At 69.6% G+C, this 17,681-nt stretch carries 12 protein-coding genes; 7 read left to right on the forward strand and 5 right to left on the reverse strand.

Features of this window, described 5'->3' with window-relative positions:
- Positions 1-128: 128 nt before the first annotated feature.
- The 5 genes from G369_RS0116365 to G369_RS0116385 all read right to left on the reverse strand — a co-directional run bounded on the left by G369_RS0116365 (position 129) and on the right by G369_RS0116385 (position 7,363).
- On the reverse strand, positions 129-1,181 hold the full coding sequence (locus G369_RS0116365) for a TRAP transporter substrate-binding protein (protein WP_026346421.1): 1,053 nt from the start codon (positions 1,179-1,181) through the stop codon (positions 129-131).
- A gap of 45 nt (positions 1,182-1,226) precedes the next feature.
- Positions 1,227-2,471, reverse strand: coding sequence for an alpha-hydroxy acid oxidase (locus G369_RS0116370; protein WP_019655096.1), 1,245 nt, complete (start codon positions 2,469-2,471; stop codon positions 1,227-1,229).
- A 6-nt stretch (positions 2,472-2,477) separates the two neighbouring features.
- A complete protein-coding gene (locus tag G369_RS0116375) occupies positions 2,478-3,458 on the reverse strand; it encodes a Bug family tripartite tricarboxylate transporter substrate binding protein (RefSeq protein WP_020723104.1) in 981 nt (326 codons plus the stop codon).
- Positions 3,459-3,496: 38 nt separating this feature from the next.
- Complete coding sequence (locus tag G369_RS0116380) at positions 3,497-5,113, reverse strand: indolepyruvate oxidoreductase subunit beta family protein (RefSeq protein WP_020723105.1); 1,617 nt, start codon at positions 5,111-5,113, stop codon at positions 3,497-3,499.
- A 90-nt stretch (positions 5,114-5,203) separates the two neighbouring features.
- Positions 5,204-7,363, reverse strand: coding sequence for a thiamine pyrophosphate-dependent enzyme (locus tag G369_RS0116385; RefSeq protein WP_019655099.1), 2,160 nt, complete (start codon positions 7,361-7,363; stop codon positions 5,204-5,206).
- A 117-nt stretch (positions 7,364-7,480) separates the two neighbouring features.
- Between G369_RS0116385 and G369_RS0116390 the strand changes: the two genes are divergently transcribed.
- The 7 genes from G369_RS0116390 (at position 7,481) to G369_RS0116420 (ending at position 17,578) form a co-directional block, all read left to right on the forward strand.
- Positions 7,481-8,395, forward strand: a complete 915-nt coding sequence (locus G369_RS0116390) for a LysR family transcriptional regulator (protein ID WP_026346422.1) — start codon at positions 7,481-7,483, stop codon at positions 8,393-8,395.
- A 119-nt stretch (positions 8,396-8,514) separates the two neighbouring features.
- The gene (locus tag G369_RS0116395) at positions 8,515-9,768 is read left to right on the forward strand and encodes an NRAMP family divalent metal transporter (RefSeq protein WP_019655101.1); all 1,254 of its coding nucleotides are present in this window, start codon (positions 8,515-8,517) and stop codon (positions 9,766-9,768) included.
- Between the two features lie 183 nt (positions 9,769-9,951).
- The gene (locus tag G369_RS0116400; RefSeq protein WP_019655102.1) at positions 9,952-10,731 is read left to right on the forward strand and encodes a sulfite exporter TauE/SafE family protein; all 780 of its coding nucleotides are present in this window, start codon (positions 9,952-9,954) and stop codon (positions 10,729-10,731) included.
- 188 nt (positions 10,732-10,919) lie between these two features.
- A complete protein-coding gene (xdhA, locus tag G369_RS0116405; RefSeq protein ID WP_019655103.1) occupies positions 10,920-12,533 on the forward strand; it encodes a xanthine dehydrogenase small subunit in 1,614 nt (537 codons plus the stop codon).
- A 2-nt stretch (positions 12,534-12,535) separates the two neighbouring features.
- A complete protein-coding gene (gene xdhB / locus G369_RS0116410; protein WP_019655104.1) occupies positions 12,536-14,995 on the forward strand; it encodes a xanthine dehydrogenase molybdopterin binding subunit in 2,460 nt (819 codons plus the stop codon).
- Between the two features lie 106 nt (positions 14,996-15,101).
- Positions 15,102-16,103: a LysR family transcriptional regulator gene (locus G369_RS0116415; RefSeq protein ID WP_019655105.1), complete on the forward strand. Its 1,002-nt coding sequence runs from the start codon at positions 15,102-15,104 to the stop codon at positions 16,101-16,103.
- Between the two features lie 74 nt (positions 16,104-16,177).
- The gene (locus G369_RS0116420; RefSeq protein ID WP_019655106.1) at positions 16,178-17,578 is read left to right on the forward strand and encodes an NCS2 family permease; all 1,401 of its coding nucleotides are present in this window, start codon (positions 16,178-16,180) and stop codon (positions 17,576-17,578) included.
- Positions 17,579-17,681: the final 103 nt, after the last annotated feature.

A 17,681-nucleotide genomic window follows, 5' to 3' on the forward strand; every position in this document is an offset into this window, starting at 1 on the left:
TTCGCTTCATTGGCTCGCCCCCCAGGCTTCGCGCACTTCGTGTCGCTTCGCCAACCCCCCTACCGGGGGGCGGGCCGGCCGCTTCGGGCGGCCGTGCGCGGCGGCCCCTTGAAAGAAGACGCCCGACATCACAGGGCTGACTTGTATTTGGTAAGGCTGGCCTTCAGCGCATCCATCACGGCCTTCGGGTCTTCGCCGACCTTCTTCACGCTGTCGGCCCACTGCGCTTCGGAAGGCGCCGCCGCCTTGCGCCATGCGTCCAGCTGCTCGGGCGTGAGCTTGTAGATCTCGTGCCCCGACAGCGCAGCCATCTTGGCGCGGCCGCCGAACTCGAAGTCGGCCCACGGGCCCGCCACCTTCTGCGCCCACTCGCTGGTGCAGTGGTCGTCGATCACTTTCTTCTGCGCGGCGGACATCGCGTCGTACTTGCCCTTGTTCATCACCCACACGAAGGGCGTGACGTACAGCGGCACGTCCATGTGGTACTTCACCACCTTGTCGATGCCGAACAGGCCGATGGAGCCCCACGGGAAGGTGATGGCGTCGGCCACGCCGCGCTCGAGCATGTCGCGCGACTCGGGCGCCGAGGCCTGCACGTTGGTGCCGCCCAGCGAGGTGATGAGCTGGCCCACGGTGCTGGTGGCCGGGCGCACCTTCATGCCCTTGATGTCGCCGGGCACGGTGATCTTCTTGCGCGAATGGAAGGTGCCCGGGTCGTGCACGAAGGCGAAGCAGTACTTGACGTCCTTCATCTCCTTGGCCGCGTAGTTGCGGTACCAGGCGTCGATGGCGGCCGAGCCTTCCTTGCTGTTGGCGAACAGGAAGGGCAGCGACGCACCCGCCATCACCGGGAAGCGGCCCGGCTGGTAGCCCGGGTTCACGTACGAGAAGTCGGCGATGCCGTCGCGCGCCATGTCGTAGTGATCGAAGGCCTTGCCCAGCTGCTCCGATGGGAAGAGGATCGCGGTGATGGTGCCGCCCGACTCCTTCTTGATGTCGTCGGCCCACGCCTGCAGCGCGGGGTTGAGCGGGTGCTGCGCGGGCACCCAGCTCGACAGCTTGAGCTGCACCGGCTTGTCCTGCGCCTGGGTGGCGGGAACGGCCAGCGCGAGGGCTGCGGCGGCCGCTGCAAGGCCCAGGGGCATGCAGCGGGACGGACGGGGTTGGCGAGTGGCTTTCATGGTCTCCTTCGTTGTGTTGTGTGTCTCTACGAGCGCATCCGCAATCTAGGCAGCCGCGTGCGCGGGGTAAATGGAGGCTTTCCCGTGCGTCGGCACGGATGCGTGCGTCGCGTGCCCGACTTGTTCGATCTGCGAACGCGATGCATGCATCTCGACATGCCTGCGCCCGAGTTCGGCGACGCGCGAGGCGCCCAGCAGAGTCATCGTGCGTTCGGTTTCCTGCGCGAGCAGCTGCAGCACCGAGAGCGCGCCCTCCTCGCCGCCGCAGGCCAGGCCGTAGACCGGTGCGCGACCCAACAGCGCCGCGTTCGCCCCGAGCGCGAGCGCCTTGACGATGTCGCTGCCGCGCCGCATGCCGCTGTCCACCAGCACCGGCATGCGCCCGCCGACCGCATCGAGCATGGCCGGCAGTGCGGCGATGGTGGCCGGCGCGGCATCGAGTTGCCGCCCGCCGTGGTTGGAGACCACGATGCCATCCGCGCCGTGGCGCAGCGCACGCCGGGCGTCCTCGGCGCCCAGCAGGCCCTTCACGAGCAGCGGCCCGTCCCAGAGCTTGCGCAGCCAGGCCAGGCTCTCCCAGGTGAGCGTGCGGTCCATGGCGCGCGAGAGCAGCGCGGCCTGGGTCTGCGCCGAGACCGGCGCCCCGTCGTCTTCATCCGGCAGCAGGTTCGCGAACTGCGGCATGCCGCCGCCGGCCAGCCGCAGCAGCCATGCGGGGTGCCGCGCCATGTCGAGCACGGTGCCGGGCGTGAGGCGCATCGGCACACGGAAGCCGTGACGCAGGTCGCGTTCGCGCAGGCCGCTGACGGGCACGTCCACCGTGAGCACGAGCGCCTCGAAGCCCGCATTGCGCGCGCGGCGCACGATGCGTTCGGCGATGGCGCGTTCGCCCATCACGTAGAGCTGCATCCACAGCGTGGCATCGGGCGCGGCGCTGCGCACCTCCTCGATGCGTGTGTTCGAGGCCGTCGAAAGAATGAAGGGCACGCCCGCCGCCTGCGCGGCGCCGGCCAGCAGGGCGTCGGCGCGCGGCCGCACGAGGCCGGCCAGCCCGATGGGGGCGATGGCGAAAGGGGCGCGCCAGCGGCGGCCGAAGAGTTCGGTGCCGATGTCCACCTTGCTGGTGTCGCGCAGGCATTCGGGGATCAGCGGCAGCGCCTCGAGCGCCTCGCGGTTGCGCCGGAGGCAGCGCTCGTCTTCCGCGCCGCCGTCGATGTAGTCGAACACCAGCCGCGGCAGCGCGCGGCGGGCGCGGCGCCGGTAGTCCTCGACGTTGAGCAGCTGGGCCATCTGCGTTCAGTCCGCGACGATCCAGCGTTCGCGGATCAGCGCGCCGAAGCGCTGGGAGTCGGCCGTTGCGCGCTGCTGGAATGCTGCCGGCGAGCCGGGCTGCGCCTCGCCGCCGATCGACGCGATGCGCTCCTGCACCGCCGGCAGCGCGAGCGCGCGGTTGATCTGCGCGTTGAGCTGCGTCACCACCTCCGGCGGCGTACCGGCGGGTGCGTAGAAGCCGAAAACCGTGTCGGCGTCGAAGCCGCGCAGGCCGGCCTCGTCGAGCGTGGGCACGTCGGGAAAGAGCGGCGAGCGCTTCGGGCTGCCCACGGCCAGCAGCCTCAGCTTGCCCGCGCGCACCTGCGTGAGCGCGATGCCGGGGTCGAAGGCGTAGTCGATCTGGCCGGCCAGCAGGTCCTGCAGCGCGGGCGCGGCGCCTCGATAGGGCACATGCAGCGCGAACAGCTCGGCCTGGGTCTTGAACATCTCGCCCGCGAGGTGCGGCGAGCTGCCGTTGCCCGGCGAGCCGTACGACAGCTTGCCGGGGTTGGCCTTCACGTACGAGATGAACTCCTTCACGTTCGCATGAGGCAGCGAAGGCCGCGTGACAAGGAACACCAGCACGCGCGCGGCGGCCGCCACGGGCACGAGATCCTTCGCAGGGTCGAAGCTCATGCGCGAATAGAGGTGCGGGTTCACCGACACCATGCCGCCCGAGCTCATCAGCAGCGTGTAGCCATCGGCCGGCGCGCGCGCCACGGCCTCGCCGCCGAGGTTGCCGTTGGCGCCGGCGCGGTTCTCGATCACCACCGGCTGCTTCAACGACTCCTGCAGCGGCTGCGAGATCGCGCGGGCGATCTGGTCCGCGGCACCGCCTGCGGGGAAATTGACGATCACCTTGATCGGCCTGGCAGGCCACGCGTTGTTGGCGTGCGCCGGGGCCAGCATGGCGGCTGCTGCCAGCAGCAGGAGGCATCGTCGCCAGGGAAGGGCGGGGCGGGTCATCGGTCTTGTCTCCTTTTCTTGTATCCGGCTGCGTCCGCTCAGGCCTTGGCCGGCGGCGGCCGCTTCATCCAGCGGATCGGCTGCGCCTGCACCGGCCGCGGCGCTGCGCCATGGGCGGCCAGCGCGGCGTCGAGGGCCTTGCCGCCCTCATCGGCCAGTGCAGCCTCGCGCGCCGCGGCAATGGCGCTGGCCCGCTCGGAGGCCGTCAGCGTGCTGCGGCCGGCCAGTTCGTCGATCACGTGCAGCAGGTTGTGCTTGCCGCGCTCGTTGGTGCTGCCGTAGCCCTTGATGAGCCGTCCGCACAGCGCGAGTTCATGGCCCAGCGCCCAGGCCTGGCGCGTGCCGGTTTCCACGGCGGCCAGCCAGCGCTCGATGAGGGCCTGCTCTTGCGCAAAGCGGCTGCCGCGCCGGCGCAGCCAGCGCAGCGAAGCCAGCAGCCGCAGCGAGGCCATGCCGAACACCGAATGGCTGCCCACCTTCAGCGGCAGCGCCCACGGCGCGAGGCCTCGCGACTGGCGGCGGCGGTCCCAAGCCGTGACGCGGCTGGCGAGCGACGCTGGCAGCAGCGCCGCGAACTCGGCGGCGCCGGGCTTGAAGTGGTCGTAGACCTTCACGATGTCTTCCTCGCCGGCGCGCACCTCGCGCCGAACGCGCTGCGCACGGCTGGCGCGGCCCTTGAGCGCGGCCACGCGCACGATGTCGTCGAAGGCCATCCACAGCGCGAGCCAGCGCGCAGCCTCGCGTGTGACGGCGAAGCCCCGCGCGCCGGCCGGATCGGCGGCACGCTCCGCATCGAGGACGCGGCCCAGCCGCTCGGCGTAGAGCGAGGCATAGGCGGCGTCCTGGTAGTCGAGCACGCGGGCATGGCCCAGCGCGAGCATGTCGTGCACGGCCGGCGGAAAGCGCCGCGCCAGGTCGGCGGGCAGGGCGGCGACCGGTGGCGGCGCGTCGTTGCCCTCGCCGGCCATCACGCTGCTGACGAAGGCGGCCTGCGTGCGTGGCGCGTCGACCGCCTCGAAGGCCGAGGCGAAGCCGCGCAGGCTGGCGGCGGCCATCCGGTTGAGCTTCTCGGGCGCGCTGCTGTCGCCGCCGCGCACCACGTGCTCGTAGGCCTCGCGCGGGAACGGGAACAGCCCGCTGCCCGCGATGGCGCCCAGCATCACCGCGCTGACCACCGTGCCGCTCTCGCGCGCGACGGCGTTCATGTCGAACACATGGTGCTCGCGGCTGAAGGCCTTGACCACGTCGAGCAGCTGCTGCGCGTCGGCGCGGCCGTCGCCGAGCTGCATGCGCTCGGCCGTCGTGAAGATGCGCGCCGAGGAGCTGATGACCATCGTGCGCTGCGGCGCGCTCATGCCGTTGCCGATCTGGCGCGCGGTCTCCAGCAGCTCCGAGGAGACGATGGCGTCCAGCGCGCCCGGCACCGGGCTCAGGCTGAACACGGGGCGCCTGCCGCCGAGCTGCGCGAGCGGCACGGGAAAGACTTCGATGTAGTAGGTGGTGGCGCCGGTGCGCTGCGCCACGCCGGGGATCGAGGTGCTCTGCGCTGCATAGCCGGCATGGCGCGCGGTGTCGACCAGCCATTCGGTGAGCACGCCGCCGCCTTCGCCGCCAAGGGCGCAGACGAGCAGGGTGATGGGGCGGGTGTGGTCCATGGTTCGGTTCATCGGGTCGCTTCTGTTCTTGTTATTTCCGGATGGCTGCTGCTCCCTCTCCCCCAAGGGCGAGGGAGAAGGAAAGCGTGGTCATGCGGGCTGCAGCGCGCGAACGAACGCGCCGCGCAGGCCATGCAGCAGCCGCTCATGCCACTTCGGGTTCTGCACCACCTCCGCCCGGTAGAAGCTCGGGCACAGCGTGGCCGCATGCGCATTCGCGCCGCACAGGCCGCAGCCCACGCAGCCGTCGATCACGGTGGCCACGGGGTCCACCTTCAGCGGATCGGGGTTGTCGCGCAGCGTGAGCGTGGGGCAGCCCGACAGGCGGATGCAGGCGTGGTCGCCGTTGCACACGTCCTCGTCGACGCCGTACTTCACGCGCACCACGCGCTCGCCTTTCTTCAGCAGGCTGGCGATCCAGGGCTTGATGCGGCGCTGGCGCTCCAGCTGGCATTCGCCCTCGGCGATCACCACCTTCAGGCCGTCGAAGTCGCTGGTGAGCGCCTCGGTCAGCGTCTTGCGCATGCGCTCCACGTCGTAGGTGGTGACGGTGCGCATCCACTGCACGCCCAGGCCCTTGAGCGTGGCCTCGATGGTCTGGTTCTTGTCGACCAGGCTCTGCTGCTTGTCCTCGGCGCGTTCCTTGATCTCGTCGTCGGGCGTGGAGATGATGTCCTGCGTGCCGGTGGCCGAGGTGTAGCCGTTCTTGAAGATCAGCAGTACCGCATCGTCGCCGTTGAAGAGCGCGCTCTGCACGCCGGTGAGCAGCCCGTTGTGCCAGAAGCCCCCGTCTCCCATGATCGAGAGCGTGCGCCGGTTCATCATCGGCGCCACGCCCGCGCGGCTCGCGAGGCTCATGCCGTAGCCCAGGATGGAGTGGCCCATCGAGAAGGGCTCGAAGGTGCCGAAGGCGTGGCAGCCGATGTCGGCGGCCACGTGCACCGGCCCGGTCTCCTGCTGCGCGAGCTTGAGGGCGGAGAACACCGGCCGCTCCGGGCAGCCGACGCAGAAGCTCGGCGGCCGGTTGGGCAGCGGCGAGCTCAGCCGGCGGGCCACGGCCTCGCGGCGCTCGCGGTTGCCCGCCAGCCAGGCCTGGGCCGAGGAGGAGGCCTCGTCCGCCTCGATGTACTTCGCTGCGAAGGCGCCGATGCCGCCGGAGAGCATCTCCACGCCGTACTCGCCCGCGGAGGGCAGCATGTCCTTGCCGTGCAGCGGGGTCTGGATGTCGCGCCGGCGCAGCAGCGTGGCGATGTCCTGCTCGATGTATTCGGGCTGGCCTTCCTCCACCACCAGCACCGCGCGCTTGCCCACGCAGAAGTCGGCGACCTGCTCGGGCACCAGCGGGTAGGTCACGTTGAGCACGAGGATCGGGATGTCCGTCTCGCCGAAGGCATCGGCCAGCCCGTGCTGTTGCAGGCTGCGGATCAGCGCGTTGTAGAGACCGCCCTGCACCACGATGCCGAGGTCGGCATGGCGCCGCCCGGGCATCAGTTCGTTGAGGCCGTGCTCGGCGATGTAGCGGCGCGCGGCCGGAATGCGTGCCTCTCCCTTGAGCTTCTCGTGCCTGAAGGTGACGGGCGGGTGTGCGAGTCGCATGTAGTCGAAGCCGGCGGGCTCCTCCATCAGCGCACGGGTGGAGACGGCGGGCCGCACGTTGTCCTTGCACTCGAAGCTGCCGCGCACGTGGCAGGTGCGGATGCGCAGCTCCATCAGGCAGGGCATGTTCGAGCTTTCCGAGAGGCGGAAGCCCTCCTCCACCATGCGCACCATCACGCCGAGGTCGGGCCTGGGGTCGAGCAGGCACATGCTCGACTTGAGCGCGTAGGCGTGTGTGCGCTCCTGGATCACGCTGGCGCCTTCGCCGTAGTCCTCGCCCACCACGATGAGCACGCCGCCTGTCACGCCCGGCGACGACAGGTTCGACAGCGCGTCGGCCGCCACGTTGGTGCCGACGATGGACTTCCACGTCACGGCGCCGCGCAGCGGGTAGTGGATGGAGGCGCCGAGCATCGCCGCGGCCGAGGCCTCGTTGGAGCAGGCCTCAACGTGCACGCCCAGCTCGTCCATGTAGGCCTTGCCCTGGACCATCACATCGAGCAGGTGCGAGACGGGAGCGCCCTGGTAGCCGCCGACGTAGGCCACGCCCGACTGCAGCAGGCCCTTGGTGATCGCGAGGATGCCCTCGCCGTGGAAGGTGTCGCCCGCGCCGAGGCGCAGCATCTCCACTTCCTTGCTGAATGAAACTTCCATCTTGTCTCTGTCTCTTCTTTTGTTCTGGGGCCCGGTGGGGTTCTGGGGGGCCGGTGGGGAAACGGGAGTGTGGTCGGCGGTGCGCCATACCTCAATAAAATGAGGCAGCTATCCAATATGAACACGGTGCATATCGACACGGTCGACCTCAACCTGCTGCGGCTCTTCGACGCGGTCTACCGCGCGCGCAACGTGAGCCGCGCGGCCGAGGCGCTCGGCCTGACGCAGCCGGCGGCCAGCCACGGCCTGACCCGGCTGCGCCTGCTGCTGGGCGATGCGCTGTTCACCCGCACCCCCGGCGGCGTGGCGCCCACGCCGCGCGCCGACCGCCTGGCGGTGGCCGTGCAGGCGGCGCTGGCCACGCTGGAAAGGGCGCTGCACGAGCCCGACCGCTTCGAGCCGCAGGTGTCGCGCAAGACCTTCCGCATCCACATGAGCGACATCGGCGAAGGGCGCTTCCTGCCCGCGCTGATGGCGCGGCTGCGCGAGCTGTCGCCCGGCGTGCGGGTCGAGACGATGCCGCTGGCGCCGGGCGACATCGCCGCCGGCCTCGACAGCGGCAAGGTCGACTTCGCCTTCGGCTTCCTGCCCGGGGTGAAGGACACCCAGCGTGCCCAGTTGCTGAAGGACCGCTACATCGTGCTGCTGCGCAAGGACCACCCCTTCGTCAGGCGCAGGCGCAGCGGGCAGGCGCTGCTGGAGGCCCTGCAGGAACTCGACTACGTGGCGGTGCGCACGCATGCCGAGACGCTGCGCATCCTGCAGCTGCTCAACCTGGAAGACCGGCTGCGGCTGACGACGGAGCACTTCATGGTGCTGCCGGCCATCGTGCGCGCGACCGACCTCGCCGTGGTGATGCCGCGCAACATCGCGCGCGGCTTCGCGCAGGAGGGCGGCTACGCCATCGTCGAGCCGCCCTTTCCGCTGCGCGACTTCACCGTGTCGCTGCACTGGAGCAAGCGCTTCGAGGCCGACCCGGGCAACCGCTGGCTCAGGCAGGTCATCACCGAGCTGTTCTCCGAGCGGGCGTAGCCGGCCCCCGCCTGCCGCGGGCCGGCAGAAAAGAAGCGGGCGACGGCCAACGTTTTTCCGGGGACGGACGTTGAACGTTCATTCCCTGGTCAGGCTCGCCGTGCCACCATCCGCCCCACATGAAGAAACTCATCCCCTCGTTCCTGCGACACGTAGGCCCCGGCGTCGTCACCGGAGCGGCCGACGACGACCCGTCGGGCATTGCCACCTACACCCAGGCCGGCGCCCAGTTCGGCACCGGGCTGCTGTGGACGGTGTTCCTGTCGCTGCCCTTCATGGTGGCGATCCAGCTGGTGTCGGCGCGCATCGGGCGGGTCACGGGCAAGGGCGTGGCGGCCAACCTGCGCGAGCACATGCCGCGCGGCTTCCTGATCGTGCTGGTGTCGCTGCTGGTGGTGGCCAACACCATCAACATCGCGGCCGACATCGCCGCGATGGGCGAGGCGCTGCAGCTGGTGGTGGGCGGCGGGGCGCACTTCCACGCGCTGGTGTTCGGCGTGGTGACGGTGCTGCTGCAGGTGTTCGTTCCCTACCGCAAGCTGGCGCACATCCTCAAGTGGCTCACGCTCACGCTGTTCGCCTATGTGGCGGCGGTGTTCTCGGTGCAGGTGCCCTGGGCGCAGGTGCTGCACGACCTGGTGGTGCCCAGGCTGCAGTGGCGCGGCGACTACTGGATGATGATCGTGGCGCTGCTGGGCACCACCATCTCCCCGTACCTGTTCTTCTGGCAGGCCTCGCAGGAGGTGGAGGAGCTGCGGCTCAAGGGCGGGCGCAAGGGCTCCGAGCAGGAGGTGCGGCACGACCTGAAGCGGGTGCGGCTCGATACCTGGATGGGCATGACCTTCTCCAACCTGATCGCCTTCTTCGTGATGGTGGTGGGCGCGGCGGTGCTGTATGCGGGCGGGGTGCACGACGTGACCTCCGCCGCCCAGGCCGCCGAGGCGCTGCGCCCGCTGGCCGGCGACTTCGCGTTCCTGCTGTTCGCCGGCGGCATCATCGCCACCGGGCTGCTGGCCGTTCCGGTGCTCGCGTCCTCGGCCGCCTATGCGGTGGCCGAGGCCTTCGGCTGGGAAGAGGGGCTGGAGCGGCACTGGCGCGAGGCCAAGGAGTTCTACGCGATCATCGCCGTGGCCACGCTGGTGGGCACGGCGCTCGACTTCACGCCGATCGATCCCATGAAGGCGCTCTACTGGAGCGCCGTCATCAACGGCGTCGTGGCCGTGCCGATCATGGCGGCCATGATGATCCTCGTGACCCGCGAGAAGGTCATGGGCGTCTTCACCTCGGGCCGCCGCACCCGCTGGCTGGGCTGGGGCGGCACCGCGCTGATGGGCTTCGCCGCGCTGATGATGGGGTGGGACCTGGTGCGCTGAAGAGGGCCCCGGACGCGGCGCGGTATTCTCGGAGCCCGCTTTCTCGCGTTTTTCGCTTCCCGTTCCCCGCTCCCGCTGCCTTCCCCGCTCCCGAATGTCCGTTCCGTCCGTAGCGCTGCGCGTTGTCCGCGCGCGCCTCTCCCACCCTGCGCTTCCTTCCGCCGCACCCTGAGGCCTCCTGCGGTGCAAGCGATCCTTTCCCAGGCCGGCCCCGTGCTGGTCTTCATGGCCTGCGTGGCGCTGGCCACCTATGCGCAGAACCTCACCGGCTTCGCGTTCAGCCTGATCCTGCTCGGGCTGGTGTCGGTGCTGCACGTCGCCAGCGTGAGCGATACCGCCAACGCGGCCACCGTCCTGAGCCTCATCAATGCCTGGACGTATTTCCGCGCCCGGCCGGGCGTGGTGCCCTGGCAGCTGATGAAGCCGGCGCTCAACGGCAGCACGGTGGGCGTGATCGTCGGCCTGATGCTGCTGACCTGGCTCAGCGGCGGCGCGGTCGACTGGCTGCGCGGGCTGCTGGGCGTGTCGATCCTGGGCTGCGCGGTGCTGCTGGTACTGCAGGCCAGGCCTCTGCCGGCGGTGTCGGGGCGCGCGAGCTTCGCGCTGATCGGGGGGCTGTCGGGCGTGCTGGGCGGGCTGTTCTCGAGTTCGGGGCCGCCCATCGTCTTCCACATGTACCGCCAGCCGCTGGACCGCGAGCTGGTGCGGCGCGCGCTGCTGCTGATGTTCGCCTTCAACTCGCTGGTGCGGCTGGTGATCGTGGTGCCCACGGGGCATTTCTCGCTGCGCTCGGCACTGCTGGCCGGCTGCGCGATGCCCGTGGTCTACGGGGTGACGCGGCTGCACCACCGCCTGCCCAACAGGCTGCAGCCGCGCACGCTCAAGTGGCTGGTCGGCGGGCTGCTCGCGGTGGCGGGCTCGACGCTGGTGGCCACCGCCTGGGTGGCCATCGCGCAGCGCTGAACCCCGCCCCGGCGCCGCGCCGAGATCGCCGAGTGGCCCGGGAATTGCAACCCCCACGCAAGGGTTTCCCCGTACGTGGCATACCGGCCCCCACATACGCGTTATGGGCACCCGCGTATGCAAGAGGCCGGACAAGCCGCTAACGTCCATGACCGACCCACGAAGGGTCGCCCACGAGCCCTAAAAGCATGAGCACCGACAGCAGCAAGATTCAACCGATCCGCTTCTTCCATCGCGGAAAGATCGTCGACGTCACCGGCGTCCATCCGACCCGTTCCGTGCTCGACTGGCTGCGCGAGGACGCCCGCTGCACCGGCACCAAGGAAGGCTGCAACGAAGGCGACTGCGGCGCCTGCACCGTCGTCATCGGCGAACTGGCCACCGACCCCCAGGCCCCCGGCACCATCGACGGCCTGAGCCTGCAGACCGTCAACGCCTGCATCCAGTTCCTGCCCACGCTGCACGGCAAGGCCCTGTTCACGGTCGAAGACCTCAAGGCGCAGGCGCAGTGCCTGCCGAAGACGCAGACCGGCAGCAACGGCAAGCACGCGGTGCACACGCTGCACCCCGTCCAGCAGGCCATGGTCGACTGCCACGGCTCCCAGTGCGGCTTCTGCACGCCCGGCTTCGTGATGTCGCTGTGGGCCAGCTACGAGCACCACCAGGCCGAAGGCACCCAGCCCACCCGCCAGCAGCTGGCCGACGAGCTCTCGGGCAACCTGTGCCGCTGCACCGGCTACCGTCCCATCCTCGACGCCGGCCAGCGCATGTTCGACCTGCCTGCCGTGCGCCTCGACACGAAGCCCGTGGTCGCCGCGCTCACCGCACTGAAGAACGAGGGCTTCGACTACGCCGCGCCGCTGGGCGCGCGCATCGACCACTTCCACGCCCCGAAGACGCTGGCCCAGCTCGCCGCCCTGCGCGAGCAGAAGCCGCGCGCGCAGCTGCTGGCCGGCTCCACCGACGTGGGCCTGTGGGTCAACAAGCAGTTCCGCGACCTGGGCGACATCATCTACGTGGGCGACGTGGCCGAGCTGAAGACCATCGAGGATCGCCCGGACAACGGTGGCGAGCTCTACATCGGCGCCGGCGCCTCGCTCGAATCCGCCTTCGCGGCGCTGGTGGAACGCGTTCCCAGCCTGGCCGAGGTGTGGCTGCGCTTCGCCTCGCCGCCGATCCGCCATGCCGGCACCATGGGCGGCAACGTGGCCAACGGCTCGCCCATCGGCGATTCGCCGCCTGTGCTGATGTCGCTGGACGCGCAGATCGAGCTGCGCCGCGGCGACGCCGTGCGCCGCATGCCGTTGCCCGATTTCTACTTGGACTACATGAAGAACCAGCTGCAGCCGGGCGAGTTCGTCCAGGGGCTGGCCATTCCGCATGCCGCGATGAAGCGGCAGGTGCGCGCCTACAAGATCAGCAAGCGCTTCGACTGCGACATCTCGGCGCTGTGCGCGGGCTTCGCCATCGAGCTCGAGGCGGGCAGCGACACGGTGAAGGCCGTGCGCCTGGCCTTCGGCGGCATGGCCGCCGTGGTCAAGCGTGCCGCGAACGCCGAGGCCGCGCTGGTCGGCAAGCCGTGGACGCAGGCCAGCGTCGCCACCGCCAAGCTCGCGCTGGCTCAAGACTTCAAGCCGTTGTCGGACATGCGCGCATCGGCCGACTACCGGCTGCTGGTGGCGCAGAACCTCATCCAGCGCCTCTGGCTCGAAACGCGAGCGGAGGAGGCGTTGCCGATCGAGGAAACCAGCGTGTGGAGCGTGATGCCCCATGCCGTCAATGCGGCTGCTCAAGGAGTCTGACCATGAACAAACCCATCGACGCCCGCCTGCTGCAGCCCGCCGAGGCCTTTGCCGACTACCTGGCCAACACCGCCGCCCGCATCGACGTGGGCGCCGAAACGCTGGCGCACGAGCGCGGCATGCGCGTGGGCATCAGCCGTCCGCACGAGTCGGCCCACCTGCACGTGGCCGGCGAGGCCACCTACATCGACGACATCCCCGAGCTCGCCGGCACGCTGCATTGCGCGCTGGGGCTTTCGCCGGCGGCCAACGGGCGCGTCACCGCGATATCGCTGGACGTCATCCGCGCGATGCCGGGCGTGGTCGCGGTCATCACGGCCGACGACATTCCGGGCACCAACGACTGCGGCTCGATCATCCATGACGACCCGATCCTGCTGCCTGTGAACGACGGCGGGGAGATCCGCTACCTGGGCCAGCCGGTGTTCGCGGTGATCGCCGAGACCCGCGACGCCGCTCGCCGCGCCGCCGCGAAGGCCAAGGACGCGCTGACCATCGAGGCGCAGCCGCCCGTGCTCACGCCGCAGGCCGCGCACGAGCGCGGCCAGTATGTGGTGCCGCCGATGCACATCGTGCGCAGCGGCGGTGCCGCCAACGAGGGCGACGAGGCGGCCGTGCGCGCGGCCATCGCCGCGGCGCCGCACCGCCACAAGGCCACTTTCGACGTGGGCGGCCAGGAGCAGTTCTACCTGGAAGGCCAGATCAGCTACGCCATCCCGAAGGAAGGCGGCGCGCTGCACATCCACTGCTCCACGCAGCATCCGAGCGAGATGCAGCACCTGGTGGCGCATGCGCTGCACCTGCAGTCGAACGAGGTGCACGTCGAATGCCGGCGCATGGGCGGCGGCTTCGGCGGCAAGGAATCGCAATCGGCGCTCTTCGCCTGCGTGGCCGCCATCGCGGCGCGGCAGCTGCAGCGCCCGGTGAAGCTGCGGCTGGACCGCGACGACGACTTCATGGTCACCGGCCGGCGCCACTGCTTCTGGTACGAATACGAAGTGGGCTACGACGCCGAAGGCCGCATCCTCGGCGCGGAGATCACCATGGTCTCGCGCGCCGGCCACTCGGCCGACCTCTCGGGCCCGGTGATGACCCGCGCGCTGTGCCACTTCGACAACGCCTACTGGCTGCCCAACGTGGCCATGCACGGCTTCTCGGGCAAGACCAACACGCAGAGCAACACGGCCTTCCGCGGCTTCGGCGGCCCGCAGGGCGCCATCGCCATGGAGAACATCCTTGATTCGGTGGCGCGCGCACTGAAGCGCGATCCGCTGGACGTGCGGCGCGTCAACTTCTACGGCAAGACCGAAAACAACGTCACGCCGTACCGCCAGACCGTGACCGACAACATCGTCCACGAACTCGTGGCCGATCTGGAGGCCAGCAGCGACTACCGCGCGCGTCGCGAGGACATCGCCGCCTTCAACGCGAAGAGCCCGGTGCTCAAGCGCGGGCTGGCGCTGGCGCCGCTGAAGTTCGGCATCTCCTTCAACGTGAAGCACTTCAACCAGGCCGGCGCGCTGGTGCATGTGTACACCGATGGCTCGATCCTGGTGAACCATGGCGGCACCGAGATGGGGCAGGGCCTGAACACCAAGGTGGCCCAGGTGGTGGCGCACGAGCTCGGCGTGAGCTTCGAGCGCGTGCGCGTCACGGCCACGGACACGACCAAGGTGGCGAACACCTCGGCCACGGCCGCGTCGACCGGCGCCGACCTCAACGGCAAGGCGGCGCAGGACGCGGCGCGCCAGATCCGCGAGCGCCTGGCCGAATGCGCGGCCGAGCGCCACGGCGGCAAGGCGAGCGAAGTGCGCTTCGCCAACGACATGGTCGAGGTCAACGGCCGCTCGCTGGCCTTCAGCACCGTGGTGGGCGAGGCCTACCTCGACCGCAGGCAGCTGTGGTCCGACGGCTTCTACGCCACGCCCGGCCTGAGCTGGGACAAGGACAGGATGCAGGGCCGCCCGTTCTACTACTACGCCTACGGCGCGGCGGTGAGCGAGGTGATCGTGGACACGCTCGCCGGCGAATGGAAGCTGCTGCGCGCCGACATCCTGCACGACGCGGGCAAGTCGCTGAATCCGGCGGTGGACATCGGCCAGGTCGAGGGCGCCTTCATCCAGGGCATGGGCTGGCTCACCACCGAGGAGCTGGTGTGGCATCCGCAAAGCGGCAAGCTCACCACGCACGCGCCCAGCACCTACAAGATCCCGACGGCCAACGACTGCCCGCCGGTGTTCAACGTGCGCCTGTTCGAGGGCCAGAACTTCGAGGACTCGATCCACCGCAGCAAGGCCGTGGGCGAGCCGCCGCTGCTGCTGCCGTTCTCGGTGTTCTTCGCGATCCGCGACGCGGTGTCGGCCGCGGGCGGCCACAGGGTCGATCCGCCGCTGAAGGCGCCGGCCACGAGCGAGTCGATCCTTCGTGCCATCACGGCGGTGCAGGCAGCATCGGCCGAATGACGACGGACCGTGCTCGCACGGTCCGAGCTGAACCTTCCCCACACCCGGTTTCGCCAAATGTCGCGCTGTATTACTGTTCGCACAGACAGGAAAGGTGTGAACAGCCATGAGAGATCAGGCGCTTTTCGACAAGATCGATCTTCATCTCATCCGGGTTCTGCACACGGTGCTGACCGATCGCAGCGTCTCGCGTGCTGCCATCCGGCTGGGCATGTACCAGCCGGCGGTCTCGGCGGCGCTGAAGCGGCTGCGCGAGCTCTCGGGCGATCCGCTGCTGGTGCGCTCGGGCTCGGGCATGGTGCCCACCGACGCGGGGCTGCGCATGATCGAGCCGGCCGCCAGCATCCTGCGCGCGGCGGAGATGCTGTTCTCGGATGCGCGCGGCTTCGATCCGCAGTCGGCGGCCACCACCTTCCGCATCGCGGCCAGCGACTACATGGACCCGCTGTTCCTGCCGATGCTGGTGGCGCAGGTCAAGCGCGACGCGCCGCTGTGCCAGATCGAGATCCATGCGCTCACGCCCGACTCGGACTACCACGGGCACCTGGCGCTCGGCCAGGTCGACCTGGTGATCGGCAACTGGCTCAAGCCGCCGGAAGACCTACACATGGCGCGGCTCTTCGGGGACGACGTGGTCTCGCTGGTCAACAAGGACCATCCGGCGGTGCGCCGCGGCTGGGACCTGGAGACCTGGCTGGCGGCCGAGCACATCGCGCCAACGCCCATGCATCCGGGCGGACGCGGGATCATCGACCAGATGCTCGACGAGCTGGGGCGGCAGCGCAACATCACGGCGCGCTGCGCGCACTTCGGGCTGATCCCCGACATGGTGGCCTCCAGCCTGCTGGTGCTGACGACGGGACGCCAGTACTGCGAGCGCTTCGCCTCGCGGCTGCCGCTGAAGATCCTCGAATGCCCGGTGGCGCTGCCGCGCCTCATGTACTACCAGCTCTGGCACGAACGCACCCATTCGTCGAGCTCGGCGCGCTGGCTGCGCGAATGCATCAAGGAGGTGGCGGCGTCGCTGCGGCCTCCGGTTTCGGCCATACCCGGCGCACCCGGCACGACAGCGCGTCCGCCCGCCGCACCTGAAACCTCGGATCCCTGAGAGAACCCCGTTCGCGCCGGCGTCGTGAGCGGGGCAACGATGAAACCGCCACTACAACAGCTGGAGACAAGCGAATGAGTACGTTTGAACAGGCGCCGAAAGGCGCCGAGCCCCGCACGCCGGGGCATGTCGAGTCCGCGCGCCCGCGCGCGGCTGTGGGCAGCGCAAGCGGCTCGGGTCTGCTTGAACGCCTGTTCAAGCTCGATGCGCACAACACCACGGTGCGCACCGAAGTCATCGCGGGGCTGACCACCTTCCTGACGATGGCCTACATCATCTTCGTGAACCCGTCGATCCTCGGCGATGCGGGCATGCCCAAGGGCGCGGTCTTCGTGGCCACCTGCCTGATCGCGGCGCTGGGCACGCTGATCATGGGCCTGTACGCCAACTACCCGATCGCCATGGCGCCTGGCATGGGCCTGAACGCCTACTTCTCCTACGTGGTGGTGCTGGGCATGGGCTACACGTGGCAGGTGGCGCTGGGCGCCGTCTTCATCTCGGGCTGCCTGTTCCTGATCGTCACGGTCACCGGGCTGCGGGAGCTCTTCATACAGGGCATACCGCAGTCGCTGCGAACGGCGATCACGGTGGGCATCGGCATGTTCCTGGCGCTCATCGCACTGAAGAGCGCGGGCGTGGTGGCCGCATCGCCGGCCACCTTCGTGACCCTGGGCGACCTGCACTCGGCGCCGGTGATCCTGGCGACGCTGGGCTTCCTCATCATCGTGGCGCTGGACAAGCTGAAGGTGCGCGGCGCGATCCTGATCGGGATCATCACGGTGACGGTGCTCTCGTTCTTCTTCGGCGGCAACAAGTTCCACGGCGTGTTCGACGCGCCGCCGTCCATCGCGCCGACCTTCATGCAGCTGGACATCCTGGGCGCGCTCAAGGGCGGCATCCTGAACGTGGTGCTGGTGTTCTTCCTGGTCGAGATGTTCGACGCCACCGGCACGCTGATGGGCGTGGCCAAGCGCGCCGGCCTGCTGGTGCCGGGCAAGATGGAGCGCATGAACAAGGCGCTGCTGGCCGACAGCGGCGCGATCTTCGCGGGCTCGCTGCTCGGCACCTCGAGCACCACGGCCTACGTGGAGAGCGCGGCCGGCGTGCAGGCGGGCGGCCGCACCGGCCTCACGGCGGTGGTGGTGGCGCTGCTCTTCCTGGCCTGCCTGATGATCTCGCCGCTGGCGGGCTCGGTGCCGGCCTACGCCACCGCACCGGCGCTGCTTTTCGTGGGCTGCCTGATGCTGCGCGACCTGGTCGAGCTCGACTGGGAGGACACCACCGAGGTGATCCCGGCCGCGGTGACCGCGCTGGCCATGCCCTTCACCTACTCGATCGCCAACGGCCTGGCCTTCGGCTTCATCACCTACGCGGTGCTGAAGCTGTGCACCGGGCGGGCACGGGAAGTGCATGCGATGGTCTGGGTCATCGCAGCCGTGTTCCTCTTCAAGTTCGCCTACATCGGCGGGCATTGAAATGACGGACTGAGGCAAGCGCCGTCGGGCGCCGATGGTCGCGGGGACGCCATTAGACTCATGGCCGTTCCCGCTTTGTTGCTGTTGAACGAGACAAATCCAC

This window comes from Variovorax atrisoli 110B (genome assembly GCF_000382045.1).
GTDB classification, from domain to species: domain Bacteria; phylum Pseudomonadota; class Gammaproteobacteria; order Burkholderiales; family Burkholderiaceae_C; genus Variovorax; species Variovorax atrisoli.

Excerpts from the sequence above, each read along its gene's own strand:
- G369_RS0116365 (WP_026346421.1), bottom strand. The coding sequence starts at position 1,181 with ATGAAAGCCACTCGCCAACCCCGTCCGTCCCGCTGCATGCCCCTGGGC.
- G369_RS0116370 (WP_019655096.1), bottom strand. The coding sequence starts at position 2,471 with ATGGCCCAGCTGCTCAACGTCGAGGACTACCGGCGCCGCGCCCGCCGC.
- G369_RS0116375 (WP_020723104.1), bottom strand. The coding sequence starts at position 3,458 with ATGACCCGCCCCGCCCTTCCCTGGCGACGATGCCTCCTGCTGCTGGCA.
- G369_RS0116380 (WP_020723105.1), bottom strand. The coding sequence starts at position 5,113 with ATGGACCACACCCGCCCCATCACCCTGCTCGTCTGCGCCCTTGGCGGC.
- G369_RS0116385 (WP_019655099.1), bottom strand. The coding sequence starts at position 7,363 with ATGGAAGTTTCATTCAGCAAGGAAGTGGAGATGCTGCGCCTCGGCGCG.
- G369_RS0116390 (WP_026346422.1), top strand. The coding sequence starts at position 7,481 with ATGAACACGGTGCATATCGACACGGTCGACCTCAACCTGCTGCGGCTC.
- G369_RS0116395 (WP_019655101.1), top strand. The coding sequence starts at position 8,515 with ATGAAGAAACTCATCCCCTCGTTCCTGCGACACGTAGGCCCCGGCGTC.
- xdhA (WP_019655103.1), top strand. The coding sequence starts at position 10,920 with ATGAGCACCGACAGCAGCAAGATTCAACCGATCCGCTTCTTCCATCGC.
- xdhB (WP_019655104.1), top strand. The coding sequence starts at position 12,536 with ATGAACAAACCCATCGACGCCCGCCTGCTGCAGCCCGCCGAGGCCTTT.
- G369_RS0116415 (WP_019655105.1), top strand. The coding sequence starts at position 15,102 with ATGAGAGATCAGGCGCTTTTCGACAAGATCGATCTTCATCTCATCCGG.
- G369_RS0116420 (WP_019655106.1), top strand. The coding sequence starts at position 16,178 with ATGAGTACGTTTGAACAGGCGCCGAAAGGCGCCGAGCCCCGCACGCCG.